A 25684-nucleotide genomic window follows, 5' to 3' on the forward strand; every position below is an offset into this window, starting at 1 on the left:
GGGTTGCTAGAGTAGTTGCGCCCCCCCCTACGGTCTTTCCCATGCGCAGCATCCTCGTCACCGGCGCAGCCAGCGGCATCGGCGCCGGCATCGCCCGCGAACTGGCCGACGCCGGCCACCACCTGGTCATCAGCGACCTGGACCACGCCGCCGCCGTCGCGGTGGCCGCCGCTATCCGCGACACCGGCGGCTCGGCCGAAGCCGTCGCCCTGGACGTGACCTGCGACGACAGCGTGGCCGACGCGCTGGCGGCGATCAGCCGTCCGGTCGACGTGCTGGTCAACAATGCCGGCCTGCAGCACGTCAGCCCGCTGGAGGAATTTCCGCCAGCCAAGTGGGACTTCCTGGTGCAGGTGATGCTGGTGGGCGTGGCCCGCCTGACCCGCGCGGTGCTGCCGGGCATGCGCGAACGCGGCTTCGGCCGCATCGTCAACATCGGCAGCATCCATGCGCTGGTCGCCAGCCCTTACAAGAGCGCCTACGTGGCCGCCAAGCACGGCCTGGTCGGCTTCTCCAAGGTCATGGCGCTGGAGACGGCCGATGCCGACATCACCATCAACACCATCTGCCCCAGCTACGTGAAAACCCCGCTGGTGGACCGCCAGATCGCCGACCAGGCACGCACCCGCGGCATCTCCGAATCAGACGTGGTGTCGCAGGTGATGCTCAAGCCGATGCCCAAGGGCGTGTTCATCGGCTACGACGAACTTGCCGGCACGACCGCATTCCTGATCTCGCCGGCGGCGCGCAACATCACCGGGCAGACCCTGGTCCTGGACGGTGGCTGGACCGTGCAATAGCGGCATCGGCACCGCACCGTTCACGGACATCGGCTGCCACCCTGTAGGAGCCGGCCTTGCCGGCGACCGGCCTGCATGCCGCGGTCGCCGGCAAGACCGGCTCCTACAGGAGGTGTCCATCAACCCGGGTGATCCACTGGCGCGTGCGACGCGCGGCAACGGCCCACCGGCGCGTATCACACTTGTGCGCGCCCGTGTGCGCAATCGCCGCATCATCCACGCGCGCCTGGCCAAAAATTGGCCATCCATCTTGACAGCCTTGGCACGCAAGGCGAACGCGCGGTTATCCACAACCTTGCCCCACGATCATCCACACCCGGTGTGGACAACCCATGCGCTCACAGGCGCGAGAACGCCCAGGACTGCATGCGGCCATCGCGGTACGGCATGACGCCATGGAACGCGCGCGGATCGGCATCGAACACCAGCGGCAGGAAGTGGCGGTCGCCTTCCCAGAGCGGCAACTCCAGGATGCGATCCACCTCCACCCACTCCAGCGTGCCTTCCGGGTTGCGCTGCAGCGGCGTGCCCTCGAACGCATCGACCACGAACACGAAGCCCAGCCAGTCCTCGCCCTGCTTGCCGAAGCCGGGCCAGCTCACCGTTCCACGCAGGCGCATGGCCGCGCATTCGATTCCGGCCTCCTCGCGGATCTCGCGGCGCATGCCCGCCACCACGTCCTCGTCGCGTTCGATCTTGCCGCCCAGGCCGTTGTACTTGCCCAGGTGCTGGTCACCGGCGCGCGCGTTGCGGTGGATCATCAACACCTGGCGGCGGTCGGGCGAGAGCACGTAGCCCAGGGTGGCGACGATGGGGGTATACGGCATGGCCGATCCTGCACGGAAAGCCCGCGCATTCTACCGGCCGCGGCCGCTACCCGAGCGCATGCCGGTACCCGCTCAGGGCTGTGCCTGCAGCCGGCCCAGTGCAGCGGCCAGTTCCCAGGACTTCAGCCCGCGCGGCCCCAGGTGGTGCGCCAGCACCGCGCGCAGCGGCAGCCGCAGGCTGGCCAGGTCGGCACCATCGGGACGGGTGTCGGCGGCCAGTGCCAGCAATGCGCTGCCGGTGGCCGCGGCGCTGCGTTCGGCCTGGCCGCGATCACTGTGCAGGCGACGCGGGCCGTGCTCGGGGTCCAGCCGGTAGCGGGCGGCCGGGTCGATGGCGGCGCCGTCGCCATCGCAATGCAACTCGAAGCCCACCCCGAGTGCATCCAGCAGATCGCGCTCGAAGCGTCGCAGGGTCCAGGCCAGTGGCTGACAGGCACGCAGGCGCTCGCGGGTACGGGCGTAAGCAGCCGCCAGCTCGGGCAGCGGGTCCTGGCGCGGGGCCAGCCGCATCACAAGTTCGTTGAGGTAGAACCCGGCCAGGTGCGCCTCGCCGGCCAGGCGCGGGGCCGCGTCCAGCGACTCGGCCGCGCGCAATTGCGCCAGCTCGCCGACCAGTACCGCGTCGAAACGGATGTGCTGCAGCGGCTGCAGCGCGGCGCGCAGCGGTTGCCTCCTGGGCGACTGCACCCCGCGTGCGACCAGGCCCAGGCGGCCGTGGCCGGCGCTGAGGACTTCAACCAACAGACTGGTTTCGCGCCATGGCCGGGCATGGAGGACGAAGCCGGTCTCGCCTTCGATCCGCATGGCTCAGGCTGGCACCCGGTTCCCGGCGCCGCTACTCATACCCGAAGGCTTTCAGCGCCGACTCGTCGTCGGACCAGCCCTCGCGCACACGCACCCAGGTCTCCAGGAACACCTTGCAGCCGAACAGCCGCTCCATCTGTTGCCGCGCCTTGCTGCCGATGTCGCGCAGGCGCGCGCCGCCCTTGCCGATGACGATCGGCTTCTGGCCTTCGCGCTCGACCCAGATCACCGCGCCGATGCGCAGCAACGGGCCCTGCTTCTGGGTGCTGTCCACGGCGAAGCGCTCGATCTCCACGGTGGCCGCATACGGCAACTCGTCGCCGAGCTGGCGCATGAGTTGTTCGCGCACCAGCTCGCCGGCCAGGAAGCGCTGGCTACGATCGGTGATCTCGTCTTCCTCGTAGGCCGGCGGCGCATGCGGCAACCGGGCCAGGATGTCGGCGACCAGCGCTTCCAGGCCCTTGCGCTTGAGCGCCGACAGCGGATGCACCGCGGCAAATTCGCGGCCATCGCAGACCTGGGCCAGGAACGGCAGCAGCGTGCTCTTGTCCTTGATCCTGTCGACCTTGTTGACGACCAGCAGCACCGGGATGCCGGCATCGTGCAGCACGCGGTAGGCGTGGCTGTCCTCCTCGTCCCAGCGGCCCGCCTCGACCACCAGCAAGGCCGCGTCCACGTCATCGACCGCGCTGCGTGCGGCACGGTTCATCACCCGGCTCATCGCCGAGGCCTTGAACTTGCCCTGCTCGCGGTGCAGGCCCGGCGTATCCACCAGCAGGATCTGCCCGCCATCCACCGTGGCGATGCCCAGCAACCGGTGGCGGGTGGTCTGCGGCCGGCTGGAAACGATGCTGACCTTGGCCCCGACCAGGGCGTTGACCAGGGTGGACTTGCCCACGTTGGGCCGGCCGACGACGGCAACGCTGCCGCTGCGGTGGGAGGAAGGATCGGGATTGGGGTCGTGCTCGGGAGTCACTCGCTGCCGCTCATGGCTGTGCGCTTTGCGCCAGGAGCGCGAGCACCGCGGCGGCGGCGGCCTGTTCGGCGAGCCGTCGCGAGGTACCCTGCCCTTCGGCGCTGAGCACGGGGTCGCTCAGGGTACACCGGACCAGGAAGAGCTTGGCGTGTTCCTCGCCCCCTTCGGAGACCAGCTCGTAGCTCGGCAAGGGCCGCTGCCGCGCCTGCAGCCACTCCTGCACGCGGGTCTTGGCGTCCTTCTCCGGCTTGCCGACGGGCAGCGCGGCCAGGGCCTGCTCGAACCACGGCAGCACCACGCCGCGGCAGGCCTCGTAGCCGGCGTCCAGGTAGATCGCCGCCACCACCGCCTCCAGTGCATCGGCCAGGATGGAGTCGCGGCGGAAACCGCCGGTCTTCAACTCACCCGGGCCCAGGGTCAGGCGCTCGCCCAGTTCCAGGGTACGGGCGATGGCCGCCAGCGAAGCCTCGCGAACGAGTTCGGCGCGGGCACGGGTGAGCACGCCCTCGTCGGCCTTGGGCCAGCGCGCGTACAGCGCCTCGGCGGCGATCAGGTTGACCACGCCATCGCCAAGGAACTCCAGGCGTTCGTTGTGCGGCGCGCCGGCGCTGCGGTGGGTCAGCGCCTGCGCCAGCAGCGACGGATCGGCGAAGCAATGGCCGATCCGGTCGCGGACGATGGTGCGGTCAGTTGGCACCGCGCCGGGTCAGGTCCTGGGTGGTGCCGAAACGCCCGACCACGTCCAGGTTGCCCACCAGCGGCTTGCGCACCTCGTAGTTCACCTTCATCCGCCAGCCGCCGTCGGTGCGTTCGAACTTGACGTTCTGCGGCTTCACGTTCTCGGAGTAGTTGATGTACAGGCGACGGAAGAACAGGTCCTGGACCTTGGACGGGTCCATGTCGGCCACGCCCGGCTCGCTGGCCAGGCTCTTCATTGCCGTGCGTACCGAGTAGTACTCCTGGTACATCGGGAACAGCTTCATGCCGATGTATGCGGCAAAACCGACCACCGCCAGCACCATCAGGAAACCCACCAGGCTCAGACCGCCTTGCTTGCGCTTCATTGCCATTCCCCTTCGCTGTGTTGCGCCTACTTGATCGAAGTCCCGATCCGCGACGGATCGAAACTGCCCTTGCAGAACCAGCCTTCACAGTTCAGCCAGATCAGGAACGCCTTGCCGCGGAGGTTCTCCTCGGGCAAGAAATTGGTCTGCATCCAGAACCGGCTGTCCTCGCTATTATCACGATTGTCGCCCATGACGAAATAGTGGCCGTCCGGGACGGTCCAGTCACCCTGCCCCGAGGGGTTGGCGCGGTCGATCCACTCCAGTACCTGGTGGCTGCGCCCGGGCAGGTCCTCCACCAGCAGGGTGGCGCCGGTCATCTCCGCGCCGCGCCCGGTGCCGGTGTAGGGGCCGATGGCGCGGTATTGCACCGCTTCGCCGTTGACGTACAAGGTGTCGCCGTGGAACCCGATGCGGTCGCCCGGCAGGCCGATCACGCGCTTGATCCAGTTCTGGTCCGGATCGTGCGGCGGCTTGAACACCGCCACGTCGCCGCGCGCCGGCTCGCCCAGCGCCACGAACTTGCGGTTGGTCACCGGCAGGCGCAGGCCGTAGGCGAACTTGTTGACCAGGATGAAGTCCCCGATCAGCAGGTTGGGCATCATCGAGCTGGACGGGATCTTGTAGGGCTCGGCGATGAAGCTGCGCAGCACCAGCACCACCGCCAGCACCGGGAAGAACGCGCGCGAGTAGTCCACCACCACCGGCTCGTCGTCCAGCAGCCCGCCGCGCGCGGCGCGGCGACGTGCGAAGAACAGCTTGTCCAGCAGCCAGATGATGCCGGTGGCGAAGGTCAAGGTGACCAGCCCGATCTCAAACCATTTCATAGGTACTCCCCTGCAGCGGCTGTTGGCCGGTCACGGCCTCAGGAATCACGGCTGGTGCTCAACACGGCCAGGAAGGCCTCCTGCGGGATCTCGACCCTGCCCACCTGCTTCATGCGCTTCTTGCCTTCCTTCTGCTTTTCCAGGAGCTTCTTCTTGCGGCTGATGTCGCCGCCGTAGCACTTGGCCAGCACGTTCTTGCGCAGTGCCTTGACCGAGCTGCGGGCAATGATCTGCGAACCGATCGCGGCCTGGATCGCGACGTCGAACTGCTGCCGCGGGATCAGCTCCCTCATCTTGTCGGTCAGTTCGCGCCCGCGCCGGTCTGCATGGCTGCGGTGGACGATGATCGACAGCGCGTCGACCTTGTCGCCGTTGATCAGCGTGTCCACGCGCACGAACGGACCGGCCTCGAAGCGCACGAAGTGGTAGTCGAGCGAGGCGTAGCCGCGCGACACCGACTTGAGCTTGTCGAAGAAATCCAGCACCACCTCGGCCATCGGCAGCTCGTAGCTGATCTGCACCTGGCTGCCCAGGTACTGGATCGCGATCTGGCTGCCGCGCTTCTCCTCGCACAGGGTGATCACGTTGCCCACGTAATCCGGCGGGGTGAGGATGTTGGCGCGGATGATCGGCTCGCGCACTTCCTGGACAAGGTTGGCCTGCGGCAGCTTGGCCGGGTTGTCCAGCGGCATCACCTCGCCGTCGGTGCGCAGCACCTCGTAGACCACGGTGGGCGCGGTGCTGATCAGGTTGAGGTCGTACTCGCGCTCCAGGCGCTCCTGCACGATCTCCATGTGCAGCATGCCCAGGAACCCGCAGCGGAAACCGAAGCCCATGGCCTCCGAGCTTTCCGGCTCGAAGCGCAGCGCGGCGTCGTTGAGGCGCAGCTTTTCCAGCGCCTCGCGCAGGTCCGGGTAGTCGTCGGCGTCGACCGGGAACAGGCCCGAGAACACCCGCGGCTGCATCTCCTGGAAGCCCGGTAGCGGGTGCGGCGCCGGATCGCCGGCAAGGGTCAGGGTGTCGCCCACCGGCGCGCCGTGCACGTCCTTGATCGAGGCGTTGATCCAGCCCACCTCGCCGGCGCGCAGCGCCGCGGTTTCCTTGCGCTTGGGGGTGAACACGCCGACCTTGTCGACCTGGTGGGTGCGGCCGGTGGACATCACCAGCATCTTGGCACCGGCCTTGATCTCGCCCTGCATGACACGCACCAGCGAGACCACGCCCAGGTAGTTGTCGAACCAAGAGTCGATGATCAGCGCCTGCAGCTTGTCGGTGTCGCGCGGCTGCGGCGGCGGGATGCGGTGCACGATCGCTTCCAGCACCTCCTCCACGTTGAGCCCGGTCTTGGCGCTGACCGCGACCGCCTCGCTGGCGTCGATGCCGATCACCGCCTCGATCTCGGCCTTGGCCCGCTCGATGTCGGCGGTGGGCAGGTCGATCTTGTTGAGCACCGGCACCACTTCCAGGCCCTGCTCGACCGCGGTGTAGCAGTTGGCGACCGACTGCGCCTCCACGCCCTGGGCGGCATCGACCACCAGCAGCGCGCCTTCGCAGGCGGCCAGCGAGCGGCTGACTTCATAGCTGAAGTCGACGTGGCCGGGGGTGTCGATGAAGTTGAGGTGGTAGGTCTGGCCGTTGCGCGCGGTATAGGGCACCGACACCGACTGTGCCTTGATGGTGATGCCGCGCTCGCGCTCGATCGGGTTGTTGTCGAGGACCTGGGCTTCCATCTCGCGCGCGGTCAGCCCGCCGCACAGCTGGATGATGCGGTCGGCAAGCGTCGACTTGCCGTGGTCGACGTGGGCGATGATGGAGAAGTTGCGGATGGACCGCATGGAATCGGAAGACATGGGGAGCGGCGGCGGGACCGTCGTCGGACAGCCGCGGATTATCGCATGCCGCGGCAGTCTTCACCGGCCCCGCACCTGCTGCGGGAGCCCGGGCCATCGCTCCGGGCGCAGCCGGCGGCAGCCAGGCCGGCCGCCGCCGCCTATCCACCCCTGGCGAAGTGGCCGGCAGGGTGCCGGCCACCTGACCCGGTTCAGTCCCCGGCGCCCACGGCAAGGGCAACGAAACTGGTGGCACCAGACGGGTTGCGCACCAGCAACATCGCCACCTCGCCCTTGCCCACGCCCCGCAGCTCGCGCTCGAGCATGGCCACGCTGGACACCGGCGTGCGCCCCACCCTGAGGATCACCATGCCCGGGCGCAGGCCTGCTTCGCGGGCCTCGGCACTGTCCACGCCGATGATGCGCACGCCCTCGTTGGCCTCCAGGCCAAGCTGGCGGCGCGCGGCCGCGTCAAGGTCGGCCACGCGCAGGCCGATCAGTGCCAGCGGTTCGGCCGCCGCACCAGCACTGCTGCCGGCCGCCGGGCCGCTGGCCAGGCGCTGCACATCCGAGGTGAGTGCATCCAGGGTCACGTTCACTTCGCGCGACTTGCCGTCGCGGACCACGCCGATCCTGGCCTTGGTGCCCGGGGGCAGCATGCCCACCATCGGCGGGAGGTCGGCGTGGCTGTTCACCGGCTGGCCGTTGATCGACACGATCACGTCGCCGATCTCGATGCCGCCCTTGGCCGCCGCGCTGCCGCCCTCGACGTTGTTGACCAGGGCGCCACGGCTGCTGTCCAGGCCCAGGGCCTTTGCCTTGATCGCATCCACCGGTTCGATGGTCACCCCGAGCATGCCGCGACTGACCTTGCCCGAGGTCTTGATCTGCGCCACCGCGCTCATCGCCAGGTCGATCGGGATGGCGAAGCTCACGCCCATGTAACCGCCGGAATTGCTCAGGATCTGCGAGTTGATGCCCACCACCTCGCCGGCCGTGTTGAGCAGCGGGCCGCCGGAGTTGCCGCGGTTGATCGCCACGTCGGTCTGGATGAAGGGCACGTACTGCTGGCCGCGCCCGCCACTGCGGCCCAGCGCACTGACGATGCCGGCCGTGACCGACTGCTCCAGGCCCAGCGGCGAGCCGATCGCCACCACCCACTGGCCCTGCTTGAGCGTCGAGGAGTCGCCCAGGCGCAGGCTCGGCAGGTCCCTGGCCTCGACCTTAAGCACCGCCACGTCGTAGCCCTCGTCGCTGCCGACCAGGGTGGCGGCGAACTCGCGGCGGTCGTCCAGACGCACGGTGATGGTGTCGGCGCCATCGACCACATGGTGGTTGGTGAGCACGTAACCGTCGCCGATCAGGAAGCCCGAACCCAGCGAGCGCCCGGGCATGGCATCGGGCGATGGCCCCGGCATGCCGAAGCCCGGGCCGAAGAAGCGTCGGAAAATCTCCGGGACCTGCTGCTCGTCGGGCATGGCGCCGCGCGCAGGCGCGCGCGGGCTGGTGCGCGCCTCGATGTTGACCACGCCCGGCGCCACCTGTTCGACCAGGCGGGTGAAATCGGGCAGGCCGGTGACCAGCGGCACGGCCGGCACGGTCTGCGCGGCCACGGCGGGCACGGCGGCGGCCGCTGCCGTGGTGGCCGGCTGCGGATCACGGGCGCAGGCCACCAGCGGGACGGTCAGGACAAGAGCGGCGAACAGGCGATTGCGGACACGTGGATTCATCAGGTAGGGGACCTCGTATCGTGCGGGGGAATCGTGCGGGGGAATCGCGCTTGGAACGGCCGGCCAGCGCAGGGCGCGACGACAAAGCCGCCAGCAGCGCAACCGGATGGAACGCGCAGGATCACATGCGCGTGGATCGAGCACACAGGCACCGGCCCGCGCCAGGATCAGCGCGGAGCATCCCAGGCCGGAGACGGCGCGCGCGCGGATGCATCCTCTCCCGCCGCGGGCAGCCGCGGCTCGAACGGATAGAAGGTGCGCGTGGCGGTGCTCTCGCCACCGAAGCTGGCGGTATACGCGCCGCTGGCCTGCTGCGGCAACGCCGCGCGCGGCCACGGCCGCGCATCCGGCGGCACGGAGGCGAAAGGCTCGTGCGCATCGGCCGTGGCCGATGCCGCCACCCGGGCGAGGTCGGTGTGCGGCCGCCCGTCAGGGTTGCCGGCAGGACCGGCATCGGCTGCCGTCGCCGTCGCCGTGATCGTGGTGCGGGCGACAGGATGCATCGTCGCCACCGGCAGCGGCTCGCGCACCACCGCTTGCGGACGCTGGCTGCGGGGTCGGGCACGCACGCTGGGCGCCGGCGCGACCGCGGCCAGCGCGGCCGCCGGCTCGGCGGCAACCGGCGCCTCGACGTGCGCAGGCACGGCGGGCATGGCCGCCACGGCCGGTACCTCTGGCGCGGCATCCACCGGCGCCGGCCTGGCCGCCAGCACTGACGGCGCCGTGGCCGGGGCATCCGGCAGCGGCGCCTGCGGACGGCTTACCAGCAGCGCCACCGCGGCCACCGAGGCAGCCAGTGCGGCGGCACCACCGCCCCACCGGGTCCACGCATTGCGGCCACCGGCGGCGGCATGCACCACCGGTGCGGCACTGGCCTCGTCTTGGATTGCAGCGGCCACGCGCGCACCGAAGTCCGGCGCGGCCAGGCACTGGAACTGGCCGCGCAGCACCTGGCCACTCAGCTGCCAGCGCTCGTAGCAGCCGGCCAGTTCGCGGTCGTGCTGCAGCCGGCGCAGCAGGAAGCGCGCCTGGTCAGGCACCAGCGCGCCATCCACCAGTGCAGACAGCTGCTGCCGATGATGGAGTTCGAGCTTGTCGGTGCCTGGATCGGGATTGGAGGAATCTTGGCTCATGGACGGCTCCGCTCGCGGGTAGCACTTTGGACATCGAGCAGCGGACGAAGTTCGGCATCGATGGCTTCACGTGCGCGGAAGATCCGCGAACGCACCGTGCCGATCGGACACTGCATCTTCTGCGCGATCTCCTCGTAGCTCAAGCCGTCCACCTCGCGCAGGGTGATGGCGGTCCGGAGTTCTTCAGGCAATGCCTCGACGGCCTGCATGACCGTGCGCTCCAGTTCCTCGCGCATGGCTTCGCGCTCGGGGGTGTCGGTGTCGCGCAGGCGGATGCCGACGTCGTACTGCTCGGCGTCGGCGATGTCGATGTCACCCAGCGGCGGGCGACGGTTGTTGGCGACCAGGTGGTTCTTGGCGGTGTTCACGGCAATCCGGTGCAACCACGTATAGAACTGGGCGTCGCCGCGGAAATTCCCGATCGCGCGATAGGCACGCACGAAGGTGTCCTGGGCAACATCCTGGCACTCGCTCCAGTCGGCGATGTAACGCCCGATCAGCCCGACGATCCGGTGCTGGTACTTGCGCACCAGCAGGTCGAACGCCGTGCTGTCGCCACGCTGCACGCGGCGCACCAGCTCGAGGTCCAGCTCCTGGGGTGAATCCTTCTGCATTGCATCGGCCATGCCGGGCCGCACTCCTGTCAGCTCGGCCGTGGCCGTGCCCTGTGACCGCCGTTGCCCGGGAAAGTTCAGCGGCCTGGCGCGGGCCGCTCCGGTATTGGATGGGTCGCAGGCCTGTGCCTGCCCTGGCACGACGGTGGTTGCATCCTTGCAGAACCTTAACCGTGACACGGGCACGATCGCGCATGTCGCCGGTCACGCACCCGCACACCCATGTATGGGATTTGACGCGGTGGAAACAAGCTCGGGATGATAGCCGCTCGCCGTACACGACCGGATGGTTCACGCATGCTCGCAGGTTTCGACGGACTCCGATTCAGCCACTGGCAAGCCACCCGCCGCGAGGACGGCGTCGTGGTGCTGGCACTGGACCGCCAGGACGCCCCCGTCAACGCGCTCTCGCAGGATGTCCTGATCGAGCTTGACGACATCGTCGAGCGCCTGGCCATCGATCCGCCGGCCGCGGTGGTGTTCCGCTCGGCCAAGCCGTCGGGGTTCATCGCCGGCGCGGACCTGAAGGAATTCCAGGAATTCGACCGCAAGGGCACGGTGGACGACGCCATCCGCCGCGGCCAGGCCGTGTTCCAGAAGGTAGCCGAATTGCCCTGCCCCACTGCCGCTGCGATCCATGGCTTCTGCATGGGTGGCGGCACCGAACTGGCGCTGGCCTGCGACTATCGCGTCGCGTCAAACGACCGCTCCACCAGGATCGGCCTGCCCGAGACCCGCCTGGGCATCTTCCCGGGCTGGGGCGGCAGCGCGCGCCTGCCGCGCCTGGTCGGCGCCCCGGCGGCGATGGACATGATGCTGACCGGGCGCACGCTCTCGGCCTCGGCGGCGCGCGCGATCGGCCTGGTCGACCGGACCGTCGAAGCGGCGCTGCTGGAGGATGCGGCCGCCGCGCTGGCGCTGAAGGGCCTGTCGCGGCCGCTGGGCCAGCGCTTCAAGGGCTGGGCCAGCAACACCTGGCTGGCGCGCCAGGTGCTGGCGCCGCAGATGGTCAGGCAGGTCGCGCGCAAGGCGAAGAAGGACCACTACCCGGCACCGTATGCGCTGGTGTCCACCTGGCAAAGCGCCGGAGGCCGCGGCATCCAGGCGCGCCTGGACGCCGAGCGCCGCGCGGTGGTCAAGCTGGCCGGCACACCGACCGCCCGCAACCTGATCCGCATCTTCTTCCTCACCGAGCGCCTGAAGGGCCTGGCCGGCAAGCACGACAGCGGGCCGGCCCTGGCCCGGGTGCACGTGGCCGGTGCCGGGGTGATGGGCGGCGACATCGCCGCCTGGGCGGCATACAAGGGCTTCGAGGTGACCCTGCAGGATCGCGAGCAGCGCTTCATCGATGCGGCCATGGCGCGCGCGCAGGAACTGTTCGCCCGGAAGGTGAAGGACGAAGCCGCGCGCGCGACGGTGGCCGCGCGGCTCAAATCGGACCTGGCCGGCGATGGCGTTGCCCAGGCCGACCTGGTGATCGAGGCGATCATCGAGGACCCGCAGGCCAAGCGCGCGCTGTACCAGGCGCTGGAGCCGGCGATGAAACCCGACGCGGTGCTGGCCACCAACACCTCGTCCATCCCGCTCGACGAACTGCGCCTGCACCTGGCGCGTCCGGCGCAGTTCGCCGGGCTGCACTACTTCAACCCGGTCGCGTCGATGCCGCTGGTGGAGATCGTCCACCACGATGGCCTGGACGACTCGGTGACCCAGCGCCTGGCCGGCTTCTGCAAGGCGCTGGACAAGTTCCCGGTGCCGGTGGCCGGCACGCCCGGGTTCCTGGTCAACCGGGTGCTGTTCCCGTACATGCTGGAGGCGGCCGCGGCCCTTGCCGAGGGCATCCCGGGCGCGGTGATCGACAAGACCGCGGTGGCCTTCGGCATGCCGATGGGGCCGATCGAACTGATCGACACCGTCGGCCTGGACGTGGCCCGCGGCGTGGGTGCCGAGCTGTCGCCGTTCCTTGGCCTGCCGTTGCCGGAGGCGCTGGCCCAGGCGGAGCCCGGAAGGCGCGGCAAGAAGGACGGCCATGGCCTGTACCAGTGGGAGAAGACCGACAAGGGCAGCAGGGCGGTCAAGCCGGAGGTGCCGGCCGGCTACCAGGTGCCGGCGGACCTTGAAGACCGCCTGGTCCTGCCGCTGCTCAACGAGGCGGTGGCCTGCCTGCATGACGGCGTGGTCGCCGATGCCGACCTGCTCGATGCGGGGGTGATCTTCGGCACCGGTTTCGCGCCGTTCCGCGGCGGTCCGATCCAGCACATCCGCGCCACCGGTGCCGATGCGCTGCTCGAACGCCTGCGTACCCTGCAGGCGCGCCACGGCGAGCGCTTCGCCCCGCGCCCGGGCTGGGACAACCCGCTGCTGCGCCAGCCGCCAGACTGACCGGCGGCAGCGGCCCGGGCCGCTGCCGGCACGGCCACGCTCCCGGCGCCAGCTAAGCGGCCCGGCTGGCCAGCCACGCTGCGGCCAGCCAGAGCGCCGTCAGGGCCTGCACCGCGAGCGCGCCGGCAACCAGCAGTGCCCAGGGCCCGCGCCGCAGCCGCCACCAGGCCAGGGCACCCACACCCATGACCAGCACGCTGGCACCGGCCCAGGCCAGCCAGATGGCCGCGGCCACCATGCAGGCGAACCCCTCGCAGCGTTCGGCGCCGATCACGACAGCCGCCACGCACAGGGCAGCCACCGCCACCACGTGGACGCCGCCCACCCATCGCCAGAGTGTCTGCCGCGGCGCGGCGACCGGGGCGCGCACTGCCGGCGGCACCGTGCCCGGCGGCAGGCTCATTCCACGCCCGCCTCGTCCAGCATGCGTTGCAGGAACGCGACCTGCGCGTCGCGCCGGTCCGGGCCGTCGTAGCGGCGCACCACCCACCACTCGCGTGCGGTGACCGATGCACCCGGCTCCAGCGTCACGTAGGGCGCGTGGACCTCCAGTTCCATCAGCCCCGTGTCGGCCTGCTGCGGCTGCCAGTCCAGGTACAGCTCGATCTGGCCCTGGTCGGGATGGATCCGCTCCAGCGGCTGGTGTTCGAAATGGATCAGGAACGCCTGCCCGGAGGCAAAGGCGACCATCCAGCCAGCACTCGGCTGGATGAAGACCTTGCCGCGCCGCCCGTGCAGGCCTTCGCCCGGCGGCGCCAGTTCCAGCGAGAACAGGCCATCGGCCACGGTGCTGAGCAGGCCGTCATACCCATCGCCGGTATCGGAACGCACGCGCACGCCGCTGCCATCGGCGGCCACGGGCACGTACACCCGCGTCTCCGGCAGCACCCGGGTGTTGAACCAGATGTCGCGCGCGACCGGCTGCTTGCGCACATTGCGCATCTCCACCGCCAGTTCGACCGTGTCGGCGCGCTGCGGCGGGATGGAAATGGTCTGGGTGAGCTGCACACCGCTGACCGGGCTGGCCGCGCTCTCCACCACCAGGCGCGCGTCCTCATGCGCCAGCACCCGGGCTGGCGCGTGGGCAAGCCACGGATCCGGCGGCCATTGCGCACCGGCCTTGCGGCGGGCGGCGTTGAGGTTCTGGGAGCGCCACCAGTCGGCTTGCGGGCCGGTCCACACTTCGTGGCCGAAGTAGGCGATGTTGTCGGCGTTGGCATCCACTTCGGGATCGGGCTGGCTGGTGACCGCCTCGCCGACCTTGAGCAGGTTGGGCTGGTCGCGCAACGACAGGTGCAGCACCCGTCCGCCCAGCCGCGGCGAGACCTGCACGTCGAGCGTCTCGCTTTGCAGGACAACCCGGGCCGGTGAATCCCCGGCGGCAATCTCGGTGGCGTGGCCCGGCAGCGGGGCCAACAGGCATGCGGCCAGCAGGCCGGCGATCAGGTTCGGCGCAGCGCGCATGGCGTCCTCCGCAGGTTGTGCCGGGCCGGGCCCGGCCGTTCACATGGTCTGGGTCGGCTTGTCCGCGTTGAGCGTGCCGGCCAGCAGGGTTTCGACCCGGTTCTTCACCGCTTCACCGTCGCCGCCTTCGGGGAACTGCACGCCGATGCCGGCAGTGCGGTTGCCCTGCGCACCGGCCGGGGTCACCCACACCACCTTGCCGGCGATCGGCAGGCGGTCGCTCGAATCAGGCAGGGTCAGCAGCAGGAACACCTCGTCGCCCAGGAAGTAGCGCTTGGGCGTGGGCACGAAGATGCCGCCATGCTTGATGTACGGCATATAGGCGTTGTACAGCGCGGCCTTGTCCTTGACCGCCAGCGACAGGATGCCCTGGCGCCCGCTTGCAGCACTCATCGTCTCTCCCCTCCCCCTGCCCGCGCATCGTCGCGCCAGGCCAGCAACAGATCGGCCATCACCAGGTCCGCGCGCACCGTGCTGCGCAACAGCTCACGGGTACGGTTGGCCGTGTCGAACCACCCCGCCAGCTTGTGCAATCGGGCCGGATCGGTCAAGCCGGCTTCGCGGCCCCGGGCCAGTGCGTACTCGGCGGCATGACGCAGGCGTTCGTCAGCGCGCGCGTCGGCGCTCCAGCGCTGGGCGGCTTCCAGGGGATCGGCACGGCCGGCGGCAATCGCCTCCAGGTCGCCGGCGACCGCGCGCCGCAGCGACAGGCCATCGCCACGCAGCCATGCATCGGCCAGGCCCGGATGCCCGCGCGCGGCCTCCAGCGCTTCGGCGGCGGTGGCCGCGTCATGTCCGCGCCCTTGCAACCAGGCCAGCGCCTCCCCGCCTGGCGGCAGGCGCAGCTCCAGGCGCTGGCAACGGCTGCGGATGGTCGCCGGCAGCCGCGCCGGGTTGGACGCCACCAGCCACAGGTAGCGCCCGGGCAAGGGCTCCTCCAGAGTCTTGAGGATGGCGTTCCACGCGTTGTAGTTGACCGCGTCTGCCGGCTCGATGATGGCCACCCGGGCGCCGGAATCGGACGACACTTCCAGCCGCTCGGACAATGCGCGCATCTGGTCGATCACGATTTCGGTACGCATCCGCGCCGGGGTCGGCTTGAGCCGCCACTCGTAGCCGACCAGGATCAGGTCCGGGTGGGCACTGTGTCCGTGCGGTTGCGCCGGCGAACCATCCGGGCGCACCTCCAGCGGATCGCGCTGCGAGCGTGCGCCGAACAGGCGACAACTGCGGCAGTGCCCGCAGGGCCCGACCTGCGGCACGCGTTCACGACACAGCACGTACTGGGCCAGCGCCTCGACCAGGTCGCGCTTGCCCAGCCCCTCCGGCCCGCACACCAGCAGGCCATGCGCCAGGCGCCCGGCGTCCAGCGCGGCGAGCGCCTGCTGGTAGGCGCGTTGCTGCCACGGCGCGAAGTGCGCGGTGTTCATGCCAGGTCCGCATCCGTCAGCGTGGCCAGGTGCGCGGCCACCGCCGCTGCAACCGCCTCGCCCACCGCGGCCGGCGACTGCGCGGCATCGACCAGGCGGAACCGCTGCGGCTCGGCCTGCGCACGACGGCGGAAGCCCAGCCGCACCCGCTCGAAGAAATCGTCCTGCTCGCTCTCGATCCGGTCGGGCCAAAGGTCGCGGCCGCTGGTGCGTGCGCGGCCCTCGCGCACATCCAGGTCCAGCAGCAGGGTCAGGCCCGGGCGCAGGCCGACCGCACGCCGTTCCAGATCGGCGATCCACTGCGGATCCAGACCGCGACCATCGCCCTGGTAGGCGTAGCTGGAATCGGTGAAGCGGTCGCTGACCACGAAGGCGCCGCGGCGCAGCGCCGGGCGGATCACATGCTGCACGTGCTGCACGCGCGCGGCGAACATCAGCAGCAGTTCGGCTTCGGCGGCCAGTGGCTCGATCCCGGCTTCGCCGCCGAGGGTGTCGCGGGTGCCCAGCAACAGCGCGCGGATGCGCTCGGCCGCCACGGTACCGCCGGGCTCGCGGGTCAGCACCACTTCGTGGCCGCGCTGCACCAGCAGTTCGCGCAGCGAGGCCAGTGCGGTGCTCTTGCCCGCGCCCTCGCCTCCTTCCAGGGTGATCAGGCGCGGATGCCGCGGTGGCGCCGCGGTGCCGGTCACTGGCGATCTCCTGCGGCGGCGCCGCGTTCGGCGATGTCGGCCGGGCAGTTTCGACGGCGCTGGTAACAGTCCACCGCCGCGTTGTGCTCGGCATAGGTGGCGGAAAAGATGTGGGAGCCATCGTTGCGCGAGACGAAGAACAGCGCATCGCCATCGGCCGGGTTGACCGCGGCATTCAGGGCGGCGCGCCCGGGCATGGCGATCGGCGTGGGCGGCAGCCCGGCGCGGGTGTAGGTGTTGTAGGGCGTGTCGGTGGTCAGGTGATGGCGGCGGATGTTGCCGTCGTAGGCGCTGCCGATGCCGTAGATCACGGTCGGGTCGGTCTGCAGCAACATGCCCTTGCGCAGTCGCCGCGAGAACACGCCGGCGATCTGCGCGCGCTCGTGCGCCTGCCCGGTTTCCTTCTCCACGATCGAGGCCAGGATCAACGCCTGCTCGGGCGAGGTCAGCGGGGTGTCCGCCGCACGCGCTTCCCAGGCCTGGGCCAATGCCTGTTCCATCGCCGCATGGGCGCGGCGCAGCACGTCCAGGTCGCTGTCGCCACGCTGGTAGAGGTAGGTCTCGGGCAGGAAGCGGCCTTCCGGATGCTGGCCGGGATGGCCAAGCGTGGACATCAGCGCGGCGTCATCCAGGCCGGACGTGCGGTGCTCCAGCGGGTCGGCCACCGCCAGCGCCGCGCGCACCTGGCGCATGTTCCAGCCTTCGACCAGGGTGAACCGGTAGTGGATCACCTTGCCATCGCGCATGCGCTGCAGCAGGACCCGCGGGCTCATGCCGGGCTCCAGTGCGTACTCGCCCACCTTGAGCTTGCCGGCGGCATCCATCTGCGTGGCCAGCAGGCGCCATTCCAGGTCGTGGCCGGCATCGGCGCCGGCCTGGCGCAGCTTGCGCAGCACCGTGGCGAATCCATCGCCGGATGCAACCTGCACGCTGGCGGCGGCATCGGTGCCGAACGCCGGGGCGTCGATGAAGCGCTGATAGCGCATCCAGCCCCAGCCGCCTGCTGCTGCGGCCAGCAGCAACAGCATGCACAGCAGCAATGCGGTGATCTTCAGTACGCGCTTGAATCCGCCTGCCACGTTCCACATCTCCGGTCACGGTGCCGCTCAGGATACCGCGAGCGCCGGCCGCCACCCGCCGCCGTGGCGGCCATGCACGGCGCAGGCATCACTGGCCTGGTTCCAGCGCGCGCAGCAGGCCGCGGGCCTTGGCCCGGGTTTCGTCCAGTTCGCGCGCGGGGATCGAGTCGATCACGATTCCGGCGCCGGTACGGAACGTCACCTCGCAACCGCTCATCTCGGCACTGCGGATCAGGATGTTGAGGTCCAGGTCGCCGTCGCGGCCGAGCCAGCCGAATGCGCCGGTGTAGGCGCCGCGCGGCGCGCCCTCCAGCTCGGCTATGACCTGCATGCAGCGCACCTTCGGGCAGCCGGTGATGGTGCCACCGGGGAACACCGCGGCAATCACCTGCCCGGGCGTGGCGTCCTCGCGTAGCAGGCCGCGCACGTTGCTGACGATGTGGTGGACATGGGCATAGCTTTCCACCGTCATCAGTTCGTCCACCTCCACGCTGCCGGGCGTGCACACCCGGCCCAGGTCGTTGCGCTCCAGATCGATCAGCATCACGTGCTCGGCGCGCTCCTTGGGGTGGCCGACCAGCTCGCGGATGCGCGCGGCCTCGTCGTCGCCGGGGAAGCGGGCGCGGGTGCCTGCGATCGGCCGGGTTTCAACGCTGCGCCCGCGCACCGACACCAGCCGCTCCGGCGAGGAACTGGCCACCGCCCAGCCATCGCCGGCAAACAGGCCTGCGAACGGCGCGGGGTTGGCCTGGCGCATGCGCGCGTAAAGCGCCGCCGGATCGGGCGCGGTGGCGAAGCGCGCGCGCCAGCCACGCGAGAGGTTCACCTGGAACACATCGCCGGCACCCAGGTAGTCGAGGATGCGCTCCACGCCCTGGAGGAAGCGCTGCGGCGGCTCCTCGTCGATGGCGACCGGCGGCTGCCACGGCGCCAGCGGCGGGTGCGTGGGTGACGCCTCAAGATCGGCGATCAGCACGCCCAGCAACCCGGCGTGGGCCGGTTCGGCCAGCGCGATGCACTGACCGCTGTCGCGGTCGCGCAGCACCGCTGCCGGGCAGCGCAGCGCCAGCGCCAGCGGACGTCCGCCGGGGGCCGGCATCGGCAGGTCGAGCACCGGCTCGACCTGTGCGGCCAGTTCGTAATCCAGCAGCAATGCCCAGCCGCCGTCGAATGGCCAGGGTCGCTGCCGGGCCGGTACGCGCTCGTGCTGCCAATGTGCGTCCAGCACATCGAGGAAGGCGCCGGCCTGGACCTGGCCATCCAGGTCGCGGGTCAGCCCATCGGCGTCCAGCCGCAGGCCGTGGCCGTCGGCCGCCAGCAGCAGGTCCCAGCGCCCCTGTGCGGTGCCGTGTGCCACCGATTCCAGCAACAGCGGATAGCGGGCCGGCGCCCGCCGGTGCAGCGCCAGCAGGTCGGTGTGGGCCGGTAGCGGATGGCGATGGAGCATGGCGGCGGCGCGGTCCGGAGAAAGGTATGGCCTTCGCCGCGGCGCCCGTCCGCTGCGGATGTGCGGCCGCGGAAACGGGCAGCGGAGGTGCCGCGTGCGGCGGCCCGCGGGTCGGGAATCAGACCCGCCCGAACACCAGGGTGCCGTTGGTGCCGCCGAAACCGAAGCCGTTGGACAGGGCGACGTCGACCTTGGCCTCGCGTGCCACGTTGGGCACGTAGTCCAGGTCGCAGCCTTCGCCCGGGTTGGCCAGGTTGATGGTCGGCGGGACGATGCCGTGGTGGATCGCCAGCACCGAGAAGATCGCCTCCACGCCGCCGGCAGCGCCGAGCAGGTGGCCGGTCATCGACTTGGTCGAGCTGACCATCAGCCGGTAGGCGTGGTCGCCGAAGGCGCGCTTCATCGCCAGGGTTTCGGCCAGGTCGCCGAGCGGGGTCGATGTGCCGTGCGCGTTGAGGTAGCCGACCTGCGAGGGATCGACCTTGGCGTCGCGCAGCGCCGCCAGCATGCAGCGCGCCGCGCCATCGCCATCCTCGCTGGGCGCGGTCATGTGGCTGGCGTCGGCGCTGGCGCCAAAGCCGAGCAGTTCGGCGTAGATGCGCGCGCCGCGCGCCTTGGCGTATTCGTATTCCTCAAGCACCAGGATGCCGGCGCCATCGCCCAGGACAAAACCGTCGCGCTCGACGTCCCACGGGCGCGAAGCGCGCTGCGGATCGTCGTTGCGGGTGGACATGGCCTTCATCGAGCAGAAGCCGCCCATCGATGTCGGCGAAGAGCCGCGCTCGGCGCCGCCGGCCACCATCACGTCGGCGTCGCCGTGCTGGATCAGGCGCATGGCGGTGCCGATGGAATGGTTGGAGGTTGCGCAGGCCGACACGGCCGAGAAGTTCGGCCCCTTGAGCCCGCGCATGATGCTGAGCTGGCCCGGCAGCATGTTGATGATGGTGCTGGGCACGTAGAACGGCGAGATCTTGCGTGCGCCGCCCTCGAGATACTTGGCGGTCTGCTGCTCGATGCCGAGGATGCCGCCGATGCCCGAACCGATGATCGCACCGACGCGCTCGGCATTGGACTCGTCGATCTCCAGCCCGGAATCATCCAGGGCCATGAACGAGGCGGCCAGGCCGTAGTGGATGAACGGCTCCATCTTCTTGGCGTCCTTGGGCGGGACGAAGATGGTGGGGTCGAAATCACGGATCTCGCCGGCGATGCGGGTGCTGAACCCGCTGGCGTCGAAATTGGTAACCGGGCCGATGCCGGATCGGCCGTTGACGATGCCGTCCCAACTGCTGGCCAGGTCGTTGCCCAGCGGCGATACCATGCCCATGCCGGTGACCACGACGCGACGCTGACTCATTGGCGGCTCCTGACTGTCTCGGATCGGTTTTTCTGCGCTTGGTACCGGCGCGGATGCGGCCGCCGGATGCGGGCGGGGCCGCACGCAGCGGCCCCGTCCTTGGATGTAGCACCGCGAAAACCGGAGGTTCCGGCCGCGGTTGCGGCGCGCCTCAGCTCTTGACGTGCGCCTTGATGTAATCGATCGCCTGCTGGACCGAGGTGATCTTCTCCGCTTCCTCGTCCGGGATCTCGCACTCGAACTCTTCCTCGAGGGCCATCACCAGCTCGACGGTATCGAGCGAGTCGGCGCCCAGGTCGTCCACGAACGAGGCGCTGTTGGTGACTTCCTCTTCCTTCACGCCGAGCTGTTCGACGACGATTTTCTTGACGCGCTCTTCGATGGTGCTCATAGGTTTCTCTGCTCCAGACGGAGTTGTTGTCGATCGGACCGCCACGGGGTTGTGGTCGGTGCGGGTTTCACTTTCCAGCAAGGCGGATAGTGTAGTCAAAAGCCGCGGCGCCCGGGCACTCCAGGCAACCGCAGCCGAATCAAAAACTTACGAAATCTTTGAAATCCTCGGGTCAGGCCCCGGCCCCTCAGGCCATGTACATGCCGCCGTTCACGTGCAGCGTCTCGCCGGTGATGTAGCCGGCGTCGGGGCCGGCCAGGAACGCCACCGCGCGGGCGATGTCGTCCGGTTCGCCCAGGCGGCCCAGGGCGATCTGGCCAAGCAGCGCCTCCCTGGATTCGGCCGGCAGCTCGCGGGTCATGTCGGTGTCGATGAAACCGGGGGCCACCACATTGACGGTGACGCCGCGGCTGCCGATTTCCTTGGCCAGGGACTTGCTGAACGCGATGATCCCGGCCTTGGCCGCGGCGTAGTTGGCCTGGCCGGCATTGCCGGTGGCGCCGATCACCGAGGCGATGTTGACGATGCGGCCGCGGCGCGCCTTCATCATTCCGCGCATCACCGCCTTGCAGGTGCGGTACACGCTGCTCAGGTTGGTATCCAGGATCGCCTGCCAGTCCTCTTCCTTCATCCGCATCAGCAGGTTGTCGCGGGTGATGCCGGCGTTGTTGACCAGGATGGAGATGGCGCCGAACTCCTTGGCGATGCCATCGATCAAGGCTTCCACCGCGGCCGGGTCGGTGACATCCAGGCGGCGGCCGTGGCCGGCGTGCGCGGCCAGGCGCTGGCCGATGGCCTCGGCGCCATGGTCGCTGGTGGCGGTGCCGATGACGGTGGCGCCGCGCGCGGCCAGCTCGTCGGCAATGGCCGCGCCGATGCCGCGGCTGGCGCCGGTGACCAGCGCGATTTCACCGGTGAGGGGCAGGTTGGTCATTGTCGATCTCGTGTGATGTGTTCGGGCGGTGGCGCCAGGCGCCGGTCCGCGTGCGGAACTCAGCGCCAGTCGGCCAGCGCGGACTGGAAATCGCCGGGCGCACCCAGCGCACGCGCGTCCAGCGACTTGTCGATGCGCCTGACCAGGCCGGCCAGCACCTTGCTTGGACCGCACTCGCCGATGCGGGTGGCGCCGCGCGCGGCCAGCGCCTGCACGCAGCCGGTCCATTGCACCGGCAGGTACAGCTGGCGCACCAGCGCATCGCGGATCGCGTCCACGCCGTCGTGCGCGCGCGCGTCCACGTTCTGCACCACCGGCAGCGCCGGCGCATGCCATTCCAGCGCGTGCATCGCCTCGGCCAGGCGATCGGCCGCTTCCCGCATCAGTGGCGTGTGCGAGGGCACGCTCACCGCCAGCTTGACCATCTTGCGCACACCGCGCTCGGTGAGCAGCGCCAGCGCGCGGTCCACGGCCGCCGCGTCGCCGCCGATCACGATCTGCCCGGGCGAGTTGTAGTTGGCCGGAACCAGCACCTGGCCATCGGCGGCCTGCTCGCAGGCCTCCTGCACCAGCGCGTCATCGGCGCCGAGGATGGCGGCCATCGCGCCGCTGCCGGCGGGCGCGGCGTCCTGCATCAACTGGCCGCGCAGGCGCACCAGGCGCGCGCCGTCCTGCAGCGACAGCACTCCGGCGGCCACCAGCGCGGAGTACTCGCCCAGGCTGTGCCCGGCCAGCATCGCCGGTTGCGCGCCACCCTGCGCCAGCCACGCGCGCCACACCGCCACGCCTGCGGCCAGCAGCGCCGGCTGGGTGTATTCGGTGCGGTTGAGGGTCTCTTCCGGACCATCCTGGGACAGCACCCACAGATCCACGCCGACGCCGCCGGAGGCTTCGGCGAACGTCTGGCGGACCTGCGGGTACAGCTGCGCAAGTTCGGCAAGCATGCCCACGGACTGGGAACCCTGTCCGGGGAAAACGAAGGCGAGCGTCGGTTCGGTCACGCGCTGTGGCAGTACGGGAAAGAGCGGCGATGATACGGGCCACGCGCCGGGTTTGTCTGTACCCGGGCGTATGCCCATGGCCCGATGGGCGAGCCGCGCCCTTCACCCGACGATGGCCTGCAGCAGGTCGAGCTCGCCGTCGCCGATCCAGTCGATCAGCAGCAGCATCAGCGCCAGCGCCAGCCAGGCGGTGGCGCCGTGGATGACGAACACCGCATGCGCGAACGTGCGTGCCGAACGCCCCAGCTTCCGCGCCAGGCGCGCGATGCCATGCAGCCGCATCCCCACATGGCGCGCATGCCGGCCCACCTGCGGCGGCCCGGCGCGCATGACCTCCCCGAGCATCCGCGCCAACGCCTCGGGACGGTCGTGGTAGTACTTGGCCATGCCGAAGGCGAACAGCAGCCAGTCGCGTGCCTGCGCCTGCTCCAGCGGCATCACCTCCAGCGGATCTTCCTCGAAATCGATGAAACCGATGGCGCCGCCTGCATCCAGGGTGATGTTGCGCGGCAGCGGCTGCCCCAGGTAGGCGCCGCGCCGGTGGGCATCGGCGATGGCGGCGATCGTCCTGGCGGCCAGGCCGTCCGTCGCCTGCGGGTCGCCACGCACCGCACGCAGCTGCGTGGAGAGCGTGACGCCGATGTCGCCCAGCAGCAGCGTGTCCCCGTTCTCGCCCAGCACCTCGGGCACGCGTACGCCCAGCGCATCCAGTTCGGCGATGCGGCGGCGCTCGGTTTCCTTGGCCAGCGGGCCGCCATGGTGCGGCGGCGGCCGCAGCGCCGGCAGGTCGAGCTTGCGCGCCACCAGGTCCAGCGAACCCAGGCTCAGCCTGCGGCGGCCTTGCCCATAGCGCTTGATCCAGGCCCGGCGCCCGGCCAGACGCATCGATTGTACGGCCATGGCCTCTCCCTGCACCCGCGCGAAAAAGTGCGGACGATGCCCCATCCTTCCGGAAGGGAAGACGCGAAGACTCGCCCCATCAATAGCGCAGCAGCGCCGAGCCCCAGGTGAAGCCGCCGCCGAAGGCTTCCAGCAGCACCAGTTGCCCGCGCTGCACGCGGCCCGAACGCACCGCCTCGTCCAGCGCCAGCGGCACCGATCCGGCGGAGGTATTGCCGTGGCGGTCGACGGTGACGATGACGCGCTCCATCGGCATGTCCAGGCGCTTGGCCGTGGCTTCGATGATGCGCAGGTTGGCCTGGTGCGGAATCAGCCAGTCCAGGTCGCCACGGCCCAGGCCATTGGCGTCCAGGGTCTCGTCGACCACGCCGTCAAGCGCCCGGACGGCGTACTTGAACACCTCGTTGCCGACCATCTGGATGCGCACGCCACCCTGCGGGTCGCCTGCATCAAAGCCGCTGGACACGCCCGCCGGGCAGGACAGCAGGTCCTTCTTGCTGCCATCGGCATGCAGGTGCGTGGACAGGATGCCGGTTTCGGTGTCGGCCTTGAGCACCACGGCGCCAGCGCCGTCGCCGAACAGCACGCAGGTGGTGCGGTCGGTCCAGTCGACGATCCGGGTAAGGGTTTCAGCGCCGATCACCAGGGCGGTCTTCGCCGCACCGGCACGCACGAACTTGTCGGCCACGCTCAGCGCGTACACGAAACCGGAACATGCGGCATTGACGTCCATCGCCGCGCAGCCGGCAATGCCCAGCTTCTCCTGGATCAGGCATGCGGTGGACGGGAACACCACGTCGGGCGTGGTGGTGCCGACCACGATCAGGTCGATGTCCGAAACGTCGACGCCGGCCGCCTCGATCGCCTTCAGCGCGGCACGGTGCCCCAGTTCGCTGGTGGTCTGGCCGTCGGCCGCCACGCGTCGCTCGCGGATGCCGGTGCGGGTTCGGATCCATTCGTCGCTGGTGTCGACCACCTTGGCCAGGTCGTCGTTGGTCACCACCTTCTCCGGCAGATAGCTGCCGGTTCCGGCGATGCGCGAATAGATCCGCTCGCTCATGCCCACTCCCGCTGAAGGCTCCGCGCGGGAGCCGGACGATTGCCGCTGCATGGCACGCGCCCTCGTGGGCGCGCGCCGGTGCCGGGGTCAGTCTTCCTCGGCTGCCGAGGTCTTGGTCGCGATGACCTTCTTGCCGCGGTAGTAGCCATCGGCGGTGACGTGGTGACGCAGGTGGATCTCGCCGCTGGTGGGATCGGTGGACAGCTGCTTGGCGGTCAGCGCGTCGTGCGAACGGCGCTGGCCACGGCGGGACGGGGTGACTCGGGATTTCTGCACAGCCATGGGATTGCTCCAAACTCGGTTGAATTGCGTGTTCTGATGAGACCTCGAAGCCACCCGCCGGTGCCGTTCCAGGGCGCCTGCACGGCGGCGCGGCCGTTACTGCTTCTTCTTCAGAGATGCCAGCGCCGCGAACGGGCTGGCCGCCTGTTGTTCTTCCTCGCCGGCTGACCAGGTGCGGTCGACCGGCTCGCTGTCCGTCGCCACCGGAACCACCGGCAGCGCCAGGACCAGTTCATCCTCGACCAGGTCCAGTGGGCGCAGCTGGCCATCCTCCGGCACCAGCAACGCCTCGTAGCCCGGCGGCAACGCCGCTTCCTCGTCCTCGTTGCGGATCAGGCCCAGCCGCTGCACCGACTCCACCGCAAACACGAACCGGGCCAGGCTGCGCTGGCACACCAGCGGCAGACCGGCCTGGATCGACAGTTCGGCGAACGGCACCTGCAGGGTGTCATCGCGGCCAAACTCCAGCGCGAAACGGCATTCGCCCTCGGCATCGGCCAGGCTGCCACCGAGCCGGGACATCGCCGACAGCGGAAAGCTCCCCTCGAACCGCCGCCTCGCAGCGACCATCCGCCAAGCATCCAGTGTTTCGGGAACCTGCACGACGGACACACCCGCGGACATAAGCCGCTGAATGTTAAGGACCGTCCCACGCCCTGTCAAA

General features: G+C 69.9%; 27 protein-coding genes. 2 read left to right on the forward strand and 25 right to left on the reverse strand.

Annotation, left to right across the window (positions count from 1 at the left end; genetic code table 11):
* Positions 1 to 41: 41 nt before the first annotated feature.
* Positions 42 to 800 (forward strand): 3-hydroxybutyrate dehydrogenase, encoded by a 759-nt coding sequence (locus ACEJ41_RS08180; protein ID WP_374011799.1) that lies wholly within the window; start codon positions 42 to 44, stop codon positions 798 to 800.
* A gap of 338 nt (positions 801 to 1138) precedes the next feature.
* Here the strand turns inward: ACEJ41_RS08180 and ACEJ41_RS08185 are convergent, their stop codons facing one another.
* From ACEJ41_RS08185 to rpoE, 10 genes are all read right to left on the reverse strand, one after another.
* The gene (locus ACEJ41_RS08185) at positions 1139 to 1627 is read right to left on the reverse strand and encodes an NUDIX domain-containing protein (protein WP_374011800.1); all 489 of its coding nucleotides are present in this window, start codon (positions 1625 to 1627) and stop codon (positions 1139 to 1141) included.
* Positions 1628 to 1699: 72 nt separating this feature from the next.
* On the reverse strand, positions 1700 to 2431 hold the full coding sequence (recO, locus tag ACEJ41_RS08190) for a DNA repair protein RecO (RefSeq protein WP_374011801.1): 732 nt from the start codon (positions 2429 to 2431) through the stop codon (positions 1700 to 1702).
* 31 nt (positions 2432 to 2462) lie between these two features.
* A complete protein-coding gene (era, locus tag ACEJ41_RS08195; protein WP_374011802.1) occupies positions 2463 to 3407 on the reverse strand; it encodes a GTPase Era in 945 nt (314 codons plus the stop codon).
* Positions 3408 to 3417: 10 nt separating this feature from the next.
* Positions 3418 to 4104, reverse strand: a complete 687-nt coding sequence (gene rnc, locus ACEJ41_RS08200; RefSeq protein WP_374011803.1) for a ribonuclease III — start codon at positions 4102 to 4104, stop codon at positions 3418 to 3420.
* A complete protein-coding gene (locus ACEJ41_RS08205) occupies positions 4094 to 4471 on the reverse strand; it encodes a DUF4845 domain-containing protein (protein ID WP_374011804.1) in 378 nt (125 codons plus the stop codon). The genes rnc and ACEJ41_RS08205 overlap by 11 nt, the downstream gene beginning before the upstream one ends.
* Positions 4472 to 4497: 26 nt before the next feature.
* Positions 4498 to 5298: a signal peptidase I gene (gene lepB, locus ACEJ41_RS08210; protein WP_374011805.1), complete on the reverse strand. Its 801-nt coding sequence runs from the start codon at positions 5296 to 5298 to the stop codon at positions 4498 to 4500.
* A 38-nt stretch (positions 5299 to 5336) separates the two neighbouring features.
* Complete coding sequence (lepA, locus tag ACEJ41_RS08215) at positions 5337 to 7133, reverse strand: translation elongation factor 4 (protein ID WP_374014100.1); 1797 nt, start codon at positions 7131 to 7133, stop codon at positions 5337 to 5339.
* A gap of 206 nt (positions 7134 to 7339) precedes the next feature.
* Positions 7340 to 8857, reverse strand: a complete 1518-nt coding sequence (locus ACEJ41_RS08220; protein WP_374011806.1) for a DegQ family serine endoprotease — start codon at positions 8855 to 8857, stop codon at positions 7340 to 7342.
* A gap of 167 nt (positions 8858 to 9024) precedes the next feature.
* Entirely contained in the window at positions 9025 to 9990 is a 966-nt protein-coding gene (locus ACEJ41_RS08225) for a sigma-E factor negative regulatory protein (RefSeq protein ID WP_374011807.1), read from the reverse strand.
* Positions 9987 to 10616 carry an RNA polymerase sigma factor RpoE gene (gene rpoE / locus ACEJ41_RS08230; protein WP_374011808.1) on the reverse strand — a complete coding sequence of 210 codons (630 nt, stop codon included), beginning with the start codon at positions 10614 to 10616 and terminating at the stop codon, positions 9987 to 9989. Before rpoE ends, ACEJ41_RS08225 begins: the two co-directional genes overlap by 4 nt.
* A gap of 285 nt (positions 10617 to 10901) precedes the next feature.
* Here rpoE and ACEJ41_RS08235 point away from each other — a divergent pair, with 285 nt between their 5' ends.
* A complete protein-coding gene (locus tag ACEJ41_RS08235; protein WP_374011809.1) occupies positions 10902 to 12986 on the forward strand; it encodes a 3-hydroxyacyl-CoA dehydrogenase NAD-binding domain-containing protein in 2085 nt (694 codons plus the stop codon).
* 52 nt (positions 12987 to 13038) lie between these two features.
* Here ACEJ41_RS08235 and ACEJ41_RS08240 read toward each other — a convergent pair whose 3' ends face one another.
* The 15 genes from ACEJ41_RS08240 to ACEJ41_RS08310 form a co-directional block, all read right to left on the reverse strand.
* Positions 13039 to 13389, reverse strand: coding sequence for a hypothetical protein (locus ACEJ41_RS08240; RefSeq protein ID WP_374011810.1), 351 nt, complete (start codon positions 13387 to 13389; stop codon positions 13039 to 13041).
* The gene (locus tag ACEJ41_RS08245; RefSeq protein ID WP_374011811.1) at positions 13386 to 14450 is read right to left on the reverse strand and encodes a DUF4380 domain-containing protein; all 1065 of its coding nucleotides are present in this window, start codon (positions 14448 to 14450) and stop codon (positions 13386 to 13388) included. Before ACEJ41_RS08245 ends, ACEJ41_RS08240 begins: the two co-directional genes overlap by 4 nt.
* Before the next feature lie 39 nt (positions 14451 to 14489).
* Positions 14490 to 14843 (reverse strand): PilZ domain-containing protein, encoded by a 354-nt coding sequence (locus ACEJ41_RS08250; protein WP_374011812.1) that lies wholly within the window; start codon positions 14841 to 14843, stop codon positions 14490 to 14492.
* Positions 14840 to 15880, reverse strand: coding sequence for a DNA polymerase III subunit delta' (locus ACEJ41_RS08255; protein WP_374011813.1), 1041 nt, complete (start codon positions 15878 to 15880; stop codon positions 14840 to 14842). Before ACEJ41_RS08255 ends, ACEJ41_RS08250 begins: the two co-directional genes overlap by 4 nt.
* Positions 15877 to 16569: a dTMP kinase gene (gene tmk / locus ACEJ41_RS08260; RefSeq protein WP_374011814.1), complete on the reverse strand. Its 693-nt coding sequence runs from the start codon at positions 16567 to 16569 to the stop codon at positions 15877 to 15879. Before tmk ends, ACEJ41_RS08255 begins: the two co-directional genes overlap by 4 nt.
* Complete coding sequence (gene mltG, locus ACEJ41_RS08265) at positions 16566 to 17648, reverse strand: endolytic transglycosylase MltG (protein ID WP_374011815.1); 1083 nt, start codon at positions 17646 to 17648, stop codon at positions 16566 to 16568. Before mltG ends, tmk begins: the two co-directional genes overlap by 4 nt.
* 88 nt (positions 17649 to 17736) lie before the next feature.
* Positions 17737 to 19095, reverse strand: a complete 1359-nt coding sequence (locus ACEJ41_RS08270; protein WP_374011816.1) for an aminodeoxychorismate synthase component I — start codon at positions 19093 to 19095, stop codon at positions 17737 to 17739.
* Positions 19096 to 19213: 118 nt separating this feature from the next.
* Complete coding sequence (gene fabF / locus ACEJ41_RS08275; RefSeq protein ID WP_374011817.1) at positions 19214 to 20452, reverse strand: beta-ketoacyl-ACP synthase II; 1239 nt, start codon at positions 20450 to 20452, stop codon at positions 19214 to 19216.
* Positions 20453 to 20603: 151 nt separating this feature from the next.
* On the reverse strand, positions 20604 to 20843 hold the full coding sequence (acpP, locus tag ACEJ41_RS08280; protein ID WP_013535667.1) for an acyl carrier protein: 240 nt from the start codon (positions 20841 to 20843) through the stop codon (positions 20604 to 20606).
* Between the two features lie 187 nt (positions 20844 to 21030).
* Positions 21031 to 21777, reverse strand: a complete 747-nt coding sequence (gene fabG, locus ACEJ41_RS08285; protein ID WP_374011818.1) for a 3-oxoacyl-ACP reductase FabG — start codon at positions 21775 to 21777, stop codon at positions 21031 to 21033.
* 59 nt (positions 21778 to 21836) lie between these two features.
* Positions 21837 to 22778, reverse strand: a complete 942-nt coding sequence (gene fabD, locus ACEJ41_RS08290) for an ACP S-malonyltransferase (RefSeq protein WP_374011819.1) — start codon at positions 22776 to 22778, stop codon at positions 21837 to 21839.
* A 102-nt stretch (positions 22779 to 22880) separates the two neighbouring features.
* Positions 22881 to 23678: a serine/threonine protein phosphatase gene (locus tag ACEJ41_RS08295; protein WP_374011820.1), complete on the reverse strand. Its 798-nt coding sequence runs from the start codon at positions 23676 to 23678 to the stop codon at positions 22881 to 22883.
* Between the two features lie 79 nt (positions 23679 to 23757).
* On the reverse strand, positions 23758 to 24738 hold the full coding sequence (locus ACEJ41_RS08300; RefSeq protein ID WP_374011821.1) for a beta-ketoacyl-ACP synthase III: 981 nt from the start codon (positions 24736 to 24738) through the stop codon (positions 23758 to 23760).
* 87 nt (positions 24739 to 24825) lie between these two features.
* A complete protein-coding gene (gene rpmF, locus ACEJ41_RS08305; RefSeq protein ID WP_374011822.1) occupies positions 24826 to 25020 on the reverse strand; it encodes a 50S ribosomal protein L32 in 195 nt (64 codons plus the stop codon).
* 96 nt (positions 25021 to 25116) lie between these two features.
* Positions 25117 to 25644, reverse strand: a complete 528-nt coding sequence (locus tag ACEJ41_RS08310; protein WP_374011823.1) for a YceD family protein — start codon at positions 25642 to 25644, stop codon at positions 25117 to 25119.
* Between the last annotated feature and the right edge of the window lie 40 nt (positions 25645 to 25684).

It is taken from the genome of Pseudoxanthomonas koreensis (genome assembly GCF_041890415.1).
Classification (GTDB): Bacteria; Pseudomonadota; Gammaproteobacteria; order Xanthomonadales; family Xanthomonadaceae; genus Pseudoxanthomonas; species Pseudoxanthomonas koreensis_A.

Excerpts from the sequence above, each read along its gene's own strand:
- lepB (WP_374011805.1), bottom strand. The coding sequence starts at position 5,298 with ATGAAATGGTTTGAGATCGGGCTGGTCACCTTGACCTTCGCCACCGGC.
- acpP (WP_013535667.1), bottom strand. The coding sequence starts at position 20,843 with ATGAGCACCATCGAAGAGCGCGTCAAGAAAATCGTCGTCGAACAGCTC.
- ACEJ41_RS08185 (WP_374011800.1), bottom strand. The coding sequence starts at position 1,627 with ATGCCGTATACCCCCATCGTCGCCACCCTGGGCTACGTGCTCTCGCCC.
- recO (WP_374011801.1), bottom strand. The coding sequence starts at position 2,431 with ATGCGGATCGAAGGCGAGACCGGCTTCGTCCTCCATGCCCGGCCATGG.
- ACEJ41_RS08225 (WP_374011807.1), bottom strand. The coding sequence starts at position 9,990 with ATGAGCCAAGATTCCTCCAATCCCGATCCAGGCACCGACAAGCTCGAA.
- rpoE (WP_374011808.1), bottom strand. The coding sequence starts at position 10,616 with ATGGCCGATGCAATGCAGAAGGATTCACCCCAGGAGCTGGACCTCGAG.
- ACEJ41_RS08255 (WP_374011813.1), bottom strand. The coding sequence starts at position 15,880 with ATGAACACCGCGCACTTCGCGCCGTGGCAGCAACGCGCCTACCAGCAG.
- ACEJ41_RS08300 (WP_374011821.1), bottom strand. The coding sequence starts at position 24,738 with ATGAGCGAGCGGATCTATTCGCGCATCGCCGGAACCGGCAGCTATCTG.
- rpmF (WP_374011822.1), bottom strand. The coding sequence starts at position 25,020 with ATGGCTGTGCAGAAATCCCGAGTCACCCCGTCCCGCCGTGGCCAGCGC.
- ACEJ41_RS08205 (WP_374011804.1), bottom strand. The coding sequence starts at position 4,471 with ATGAAGCGCAAGCAAGGCGGTCTGAGCCTGGTGGGTTTCCTGATGGTG.
- ACEJ41_RS08180 (WP_374011799.1), top strand. The coding sequence starts at position 42 with ATGCGCAGCATCCTCGTCACCGGCGCAGCCAGCGGCATCGGCGCCGGC.
- fabG (WP_374011818.1), bottom strand. The coding sequence starts at position 21,777 with ATGACCAACCTGCCCCTCACCGGTGAAATCGCGCTGGTCACCGGCGCC.
- lepA (WP_374014100.1), bottom strand. The coding sequence starts at position 7,133 with ATGCGGTCCATCCGCAACTTCTCCATCATCGCCCACGTCGACCACGGC.
- ACEJ41_RS08235 (WP_374011809.1), top strand. The coding sequence starts at position 10,902 with ATGCTCGCAGGTTTCGACGGACTCCGATTCAGCCACTGGCAAGCCACC.
- ACEJ41_RS08240 (WP_374011810.1), bottom strand. The coding sequence starts at position 13,389 with ATGAGCCTGCCGCCGGGCACGGTGCCGCCGGCAGTGCGCGCCCCGGTC.
- fabF (WP_374011817.1), bottom strand. The coding sequence starts at position 20,452 with ATGAGTCAGCGTCGCGTCGTGGTCACCGGCATGGGCATGGTATCGCCG.
- ACEJ41_RS08295 (WP_374011820.1), bottom strand. The coding sequence starts at position 23,678 with ATGGCCGTACAATCGATGCGTCTGGCCGGGCGCCGGGCCTGGATCAAG.
- ACEJ41_RS08270 (WP_374011816.1), bottom strand. The coding sequence starts at position 19,095 with ATGCTCCATCGCCATCCGCTACCGGCCCACACCGACCTGCTGGCGCTG.
- ACEJ41_RS08250 (WP_374011812.1), bottom strand. The coding sequence starts at position 14,843 with ATGAGTGCTGCAAGCGGGCGCCAGGGCATCCTGTCGCTGGCGGTCAAG.
- ACEJ41_RS08245 (WP_374011811.1), bottom strand. The coding sequence starts at position 14,450 with ATGCGCGCTGCGCCGAACCTGATCGCCGGCCTGCTGGCCGCATGCCTG.
- ACEJ41_RS08220 (WP_374011806.1), bottom strand. The coding sequence starts at position 8,857 with ATGAATCCACGTGTCCGCAATCGCCTGTTCGCCGCTCTTGTCCTGACC.
- ACEJ41_RS08310 (WP_374011823.1), bottom strand. The coding sequence starts at position 25,644 with ATGTCCGCGGGTGTGTCCGTCGTGCAGGTTCCCGAAACACTGGATGCT.